General features: G+C 67.6%; 6 protein-coding genes and 1 pseudogene. 2 read left to right on the forward strand and 5 right to left on the reverse strand.

Translation table 11 applies throughout. The features are described from left to right. Positions 1-11: 11 nt before the first annotated feature. The 3 genes from ACIPEK_RS29765 to ACIPEK_RS29775 form a co-directional block, all read right to left on the reverse strand. On the reverse strand, positions 12-872 hold the full coding sequence (locus ACIPEK_RS29765) for a carbohydrate ABC transporter permease (protein WP_402002152.1): 861 nt from the start codon (positions 870-872) through the stop codon (positions 12-14). Then, positions 869-1738: a carbohydrate ABC transporter permease gene (locus ACIPEK_RS29770; protein ID WP_383071568.1), complete on the reverse strand. Its 870-nt coding sequence runs from the start codon at positions 1736-1738 to the stop codon at positions 869-871. Before ACIPEK_RS29770 ends, ACIPEK_RS29765 begins: the two co-directional genes overlap by 4 nt. A gap of 139 nt (positions 1739-1877) precedes the next feature. Continuing rightward, the gene (locus ACIPEK_RS29775; RefSeq protein WP_402002155.1) at positions 1878-3164 is read right to left on the reverse strand and encodes an ABC transporter substrate-binding protein; all 1287 of its coding nucleotides are present in this window, start codon (positions 3162-3164) and stop codon (positions 1878-1880) included. A gap of 407 nt (positions 3165-3571) precedes the next feature. Here ACIPEK_RS29775 and ACIPEK_RS29780 point away from each other — a divergent pair, with 407 nt between their 5' ends. Beyond that, positions 3572-4594, forward strand: coding sequence for a LacI family DNA-binding transcriptional regulator (locus ACIPEK_RS29780; protein WP_402002158.1), 1023 nt, complete (start codon positions 3572-3574; stop codon positions 4592-4594). A gap of 131 nt (positions 4595-4725) precedes the next feature. On the opposite strand, the gene ACIPEK_RS29785 is transcribed toward ACIPEK_RS29780, so the two are convergent. Then, positions 4726-5076 carry a Zn-ribbon domain-containing OB-fold protein gene (locus ACIPEK_RS29785; protein WP_402002161.1) on the reverse strand — a complete coding sequence of 117 codons (351 nt, stop codon included), beginning with the start codon at positions 5074-5076 and terminating at the stop codon, positions 4726-4728. 154 nt (positions 5077-5230) lie between these two features. Then, complete coding sequence (locus ACIPEK_RS29790) at positions 5231-5938, reverse strand: TetR family transcriptional regulator (protein WP_402002164.1); 708 nt, start codon at positions 5936-5938, stop codon at positions 5231-5233. Between the two features lie 109 nt (positions 5939-6047). Between ACIPEK_RS29790 and ACIPEK_RS29795 the strand changes: the two are divergent. After that, positions 6048-6128, forward strand: a pseudogene (locus ACIPEK_RS29795) (electron transfer flavoprotein subunit beta); the annotation flags it as partial.

A 6128-nucleotide genomic window follows, 5' to 3' on the forward strand; every position in this document is an offset into this window, starting at 1 on the left:
CGGCGAATCGGTCAGCCCTTGACGGCGCCTTCGCCGACCCCCCGGAAGAAGAAGCGTTGCAGACAGGCGAAGAGCAAAATGAGCGGGAGCACGGCAATGATCGTGCCGGCGGCGACGAGCCGTTCGTCGTTCGCGAACGTGCCGTGCAGATAGTTCAACCCGATCGTCAGGGTGAAGTTCGCCGGGTCACTCAGCACGATCAGCGGCCACAGGAAGTCGTCCCAGGCCCCCATGAACGCGAAGATCGCGACGACGGCGAGGGTCCCTCTGACCGAGGGCAGAGCTATCCAGAAGAAGCGCTGCCAGACGTTCGCACCGTCGATGAAGGCCGCTTCCTCCACCTCGTGCGGAAGGTTGAGGAAGGCGTTGCGCATCAGCAGCACGTTCATCGCCGCGACGGATCCCGGCAGCAGCACACCGATCAGGGTGTTGTTCAGACCGAGCTCACGCATGGTGGTGAACTGGGCGATGATGATGCCCTCGACAGGTACGAGCATGGCGAGGATGAACGCCAGCGTGGCAGCCCTGCGCCCGCGGTAGCGCAACCGGGCCAGCGCGTAGCCGGCCAGGGCGGAGCCGACGCAGTTGGTGACCACATTGGCGGTGGCCACCTTGAGGGAGTTCAGCGCGTAGTCCCAGACCGGGATGGTGTCCGCGACCCGTGTGTAGTTGTCCAGGGTCGGATGGCTGGGCAAGAACTTCGGCGGCGAGCTGAAGATGTCCTCGCCGGGCCCCTTGAGCGACGTCGAGAGCTGCCACAGGAACGGTCCGACGGTCAGCACGAGTACGGCGAGCAGCAGGGCGTAGCGCAGCAGGAGCTGCCAGACCAAAATGCGGCGGCCTTCGGCATCGGTGATGCTCAGGAAGCTCATGCGTCCTCCTTGCGGTCGGCGCGGAGCACCAGGAGCATCAGGGCGACCGTCACGACGAAGATGACGACCGAGATGGCGGAGGCGTAGCCGACCCGCCCGGTCAGTCCGGTACCGACGCGCTGGACGAGCATCACCAGCGTGGTGTCCTCGCCTGCCGGGCCGCCGGAGGGGCCGGCCATCAGGTAGACCTCGGAGAAGGCCTTGAAGGCGGCGACCGACGCCAGCGCTCCGACCAGGGTCATGGTGGAGCGGACAGCGGGGACGGTCACGGTGAAGAAGCGGCGCACGGCTCCGGCACCGTCCACGGAGGCGGCTTCGTGGAGCTCCCGGGGGACGTTGGCCAGCGCGGCCAGATAAATGATCATGTAGTAGCCGAGCCCCTTCCAGACCGTTACCGTCATCGCGCTGAACAGCAGCAGCCACTGGTCACTGAGGAAGCCGACCTTGCCGATCCCCACGGCCTCCAGCAGCGCGTTGATGAGTCCCCGGTCGTCGAGCATCCACACCCAGATCAGACCGACGACGACGATGGAAGCGACGACGGGGGTGTAGAAGGCGGAGCGGAAGAAGGTGATGCCGGGGATGTGGCGCTGGACGAGCATCGCCAGCAGCAGCGGCAGGATGACGAGCGCGGGGACGACGCCGACGACGTACAGCGTGCTATTGCGCAGTCCGGTCCAGAACATCTCGTCGTGGATCAGCTCCTGGAAGTTCGCCAGGCCGACGAACTTCCCTGGTATCAGGGTCCGACGGTCCGTGAAGGCGTTGACCAGGGTGCTGAAGAACGGGAACAGGCTGAAGGCGCCGACGACGAGCAGGCCGGGCGCCGCGAACAGCCAGGGGCTGAAGGGAAGATGACGGCTGATCCGGTTGGCGGGTCGGCGGCCGCCGGAGCGCGCACTCCGGGCCGCCGGTCCCGCCTCGCCGGCAGCCGGCCCTGTCGCCGTCGCTGCGGTGCGCGTGTTGACGCCGCGGGTCTTCACAGTGAGGGTCTTCACGAGGGGCTCAGCTCTGCTGCAGTAGCCGGTCACAGGTCTTGACAGCGTTGTCAAGAGCTTCCTTGGGGCTCTGCTTGCCCTGCAGCGCCTTGGCGATCTGGTTGCGCAGCTCGGTCTTCATCTGTTCACTGAAGAGAACCGGTGTGTAATTGACGGCCGTCTTCAGGGACTTGGCAGCGGCCACCCGGACGCGCGTCTCGTCAGTGCCGTCCTCCTTGGTGAAGTACGGATCGTCGAGGGACCCGGCGGTGCTCGGGAAGATGGCGACCTGCTTCGCGAACTCCACCTGCCGGGTCGCGTCGGTCACGTAGTGGGCGAAGGCCACGGCCGCCGGCTTCTGCTTCGTCTGCGCGTTCACCATGACGCCCATGACGTACATGTTGGCCTTGCCGGTGCTGCTGATCTGGTCGGTGATCCCGATGTTCTTGTAGAGACTCGGGGCCTGCTTCTTGAAGTGGTCCAGATCCAGCGCACTGCCGGGGTTCATCGCCACGGACCCGGTGAGGAACTTGTGGCCCGACGACTCGGGGGTAGCGGTCAGCGCCTGCGGGTCGAGCGCCTTGGCGTCGTACAACTCCTTGTAGTGCGTGAGGAGTTCAACACCCTTGGCGTCATTGAAGGCGAAGCCCGTACCTTCCTTGTTCATCAACTGCCCGCCGTAGCGGCCGAAGTCCTCGATGGCGGGCACGTTCGCCAGTGTGGCGATCTTGCCCTTGCTCTTCTCGGCCAGCTTCAGACCGGAGTCGAAGAGCTCGTCGTAGGTGGCCGGCGGCTTCTCGGGGTCGAGTCCGGCGTCCTTGAAGAGGCTCTTGTTGTAGAAGAGCGGTCCGGTGTTGAGGTACCAGGGGAAGGCGTACGTCCCTTCCGTGCCCGGAATCTGATGGCTCTGCCAGGCGCCCGGCAGGTACTCCTTGCGGTACTTCGATGCCGCCTTGTCGAGGTCGAGTGCGATCCCGGCCTTGGCCAGCGGTGCGACCAGGTCGGGCGAGACGTTCACGACGTCCGGCAGGGTGCCTCCGGCCGCGTCGGCACTGATCTTGTCCGCGTAGCCCTCGCCAGGCCGGTCGACCCACTTGACCTCGGTCCCCGGGTACTTCTTCTCAAAGTCCGCGATCACCCCGTTGAAGTAGTCCTTGAAGTTCGCCTGCAGGTTCCAGGTCTGGAAGGTGATCTTGCCTTCGACCTTGCCGGAGGCATCGGACGAGCCTCCATCGGATCCACCGCCGCAGGCACTCAGCGGCAGGACGGTGGCGAGAACGGCGGCAGCGGCGACTGCTCTGCGGGAGATACGCACGGTGAACGGCTCCTTTGCTCGGACCAGGCGTGCGGACGGCGAGCCGGGACGTGGGCCCACCGGCTGCGTATGCCCAGCAGACTTTCCAATGCGCGCGATGCAAAGTCAATACATTTGCTCGAACTTAACTTCACATTTCACTATCCTTGCAGGTCAGGTTCGTATGAGGAGGCTGCGGCGATGCATGACTAATGCGCTTTAGGCCACCTGCACTCAAGCGCTTTAGTCGACGGCGAACTCCGGTCGACCAATACCCTCGGAAGGCTTACGATGCCCGCGGGGGCGAGGAACACCGCGCCTCCCAGGGACCATGGGCAACGCAGGAAGAGGAGCACCGGGTGACACCGAAGCGGCCGCCGGCCGGAGAGACTCGGCCGGCCAGGCGCACACCTGCGCGACGGCCGACCATGAAGGACATCGCCCAGCGTGCCGGAGTGTCGGAGAGCGCCGTGTCCTTCGCCCTCAACGACCGCCCCGGCGTCTCGGAGATCACCCGGGACCGCGTTCGGCGGGTCGCCGAGCAGCTGGGCTGGCGGCCGAGCACCGCCGCCCGCGCACTGTCGGGCGAGGGGTCGGCGACCGTGGGGCTTGTCGTGGCACGCCCGGCTGCGAGCCTGGGCGTGGACTCGTTCTTCCTCCAGTTGATCTCCGGGATCCAGGAGGTGCTGGCTGAGCGCCAACTCGGCCTGCTCTTCCAGGTGGTGGAGGACGTGGAGGCCGAGTGCGCCGTCTACCGGCGCTGGTGGGCGGAGCACCGGGTCGACGGGGTACTGGTCGTCGATCCGCGGACCGACGACCCCCGGACCGACCTGCTGGACGAACTCGGGCTGCCGGGGGTCGTGATCGGCGCACTGCCCGGCAGCGACACCGGTCCGCATCCCGGCCTCTCGCAGGTACGCGCGGACGATGCGGGCGCGATGGCGGCGATCGTCGGCCGGCTCCACGAGCTGGGCCATCGGCGCATCGTGCACATCGCCGGTCTGCCCTCGCTCGCCCACACCGACCGGCGCATCCGCTCCCTGCGGATCGAGGCCGACCGGCGCGGGCTGGCCGAGGCCCACTCGGTGACCACGGACTACTCCGACACGGAGGGAGCGGCCGTCACCCGCCGGGTGCTGGAACAGTCCACCCCGCCGACCGCGATCATCTACGACAACGATGTGATGGCGGCGGCCGGAGCCGCGGTCATCGCAGGCCTCGGCCACTGCGTCCCCGACGATGTCTCGGTCGTGTCGTGGGAGGACTCCGCGCTGTGCCGGCTGACGGCCCCCTGGCTGACCGCGCTGTCCCGGGACACGATCGCGTTCGGGCGGATCGCCGCGCGGGAGCTGACCTCGCTGCTCGACGGCGGCGCCGCCCGCACCGTACAAGTTCCTTTGCCCGGGCTGATCGAACGCGGAAGCACGGCGGCGGCGCACGGCGGTTCATGAGGCGAGCCCGTCGCGTCGGCCGAGCCGAGTGCGGCTACCGGCTGCCGGGCCGTGTCGGCGGAGAGCGAGTCGAGCATCGCGGCCCGGTCGGCGAGCACACCCGGCGACACGCAGGGCCATCTCGCGCAGGCTCAGAACCAGTCGTCACGCCCGGGCGGGTCGCAGAGTTCGAAGACCACCTCGCCCGTATCCCGCTCACCGCCGCCAACCGGGCGCACCCGCGCGCCGGCCGACACCTGGTGCGGTGCGGCGCCCACGACACGGCAACGGAACACGAAGCCCTCGGGGAGCCGGACGAGGGACTCGTTGCGTGCCGCGTCCGTGTAGCGATGCACGACGCCGGACCTCACCACGACACCCAGACCGGCGCTGCGTTCGGGCTTCAGATCACTTGATGCGCACACCGGACACAGCAGCCTCCGGAAGGAGGCCGTGCCGCACCAGCGGCACCGGTGGTAGTACAGGCCGGCTTCCTCATGCACCGTCTGCACGGTGCCACTTGATGACTGGGACACGTTTCGACCCCCTGCGCTCGGCTCGGATGCGCCACACCTGCGCGTCGGCGCGTCCGCACCATAGGGCACCGAGTGCCGAAACGTAAAGGCACTCAGTGCCATACCGAGGTCGGCCCCGGTGTCAGCCCTGGCCGATGACCGACTCGATCTGCTGCACGACGCGCCACATCGGGGCCCCCTTGGCGGCAACCATGACAACCACGTCACCGTCGGTGGCGGCCGGGGACGCACCCCCGGCCGGCGCACTCCCCCACACTTGGCGCACCAGACCGAGTGCGAGATCCACCGCGGCCTCCGCGTCCCCCTCACCACCCGAACGCAGCCAGGTCCGCAGCCCGTTGTTGTGCGCGGCGACCACGGAAGCGGCGATCACCTCGGCCCGCAGCGCACCGTCCCCCGACTCGCCGTACCGGTCACGGAGATAGCCGGCCAACGTCTGTTCGTAACGGCGCACCACGGACAGTTCGTAGGTGCGCAGCCCGGGCACCTCCCGGGTGAGCCGGTAGCGCTGGACGGAGAATTCAGGGTTTGCGGAGTACATGCGCAGCACGAGCCGGGCCGCGTCGCACACCGCGTCGACCGGCTCCGCGTCACCGGCCTCCGCAAGAAACGCCGTCATGTCGGCGAGGCAGCGCTCGTGATCCGGGAAGACCGCGTCCTCCTTGGAGGGGAAGTACCGGAAGAACGACCGGCGCCCGACCCCGGCCCGCGCCACGATGTCGTCCACCGTGGTCCGCTCGAAGCCCCGCTCCAGGAAGAGCTGAAAGGCCGCCTGGGCGAGCACCTCCCGCATGGGGGGCTTCTTCGCTGGTCTGCGTGCGTCAGTCATGCGGGGAACGTAGCACCGGAATACCCATTCTGGCACCGGGTTCCTTTACAGAGGGTACTGAGTGCCATAATGTCGTCGATACGAACCGCACCCAGGTAGGAGAGCCGGCGTGAGCTTGAGGATCGTTGTCTGTGTGAAGTACGTGCCCGACGCCACCGGCGACCGGCACTTCGCCGATGACCTGACGCTG

Origin of the sequence: Streptomyces sp. NPDC088246 (assembly GCF_044741025.1) — a bacterium.
In the GTDB taxonomy this organism is placed as follows: domain Bacteria; phylum Actinomycetota; class Actinomycetes; order Streptomycetales; family Streptomycetaceae; genus Streptomyces.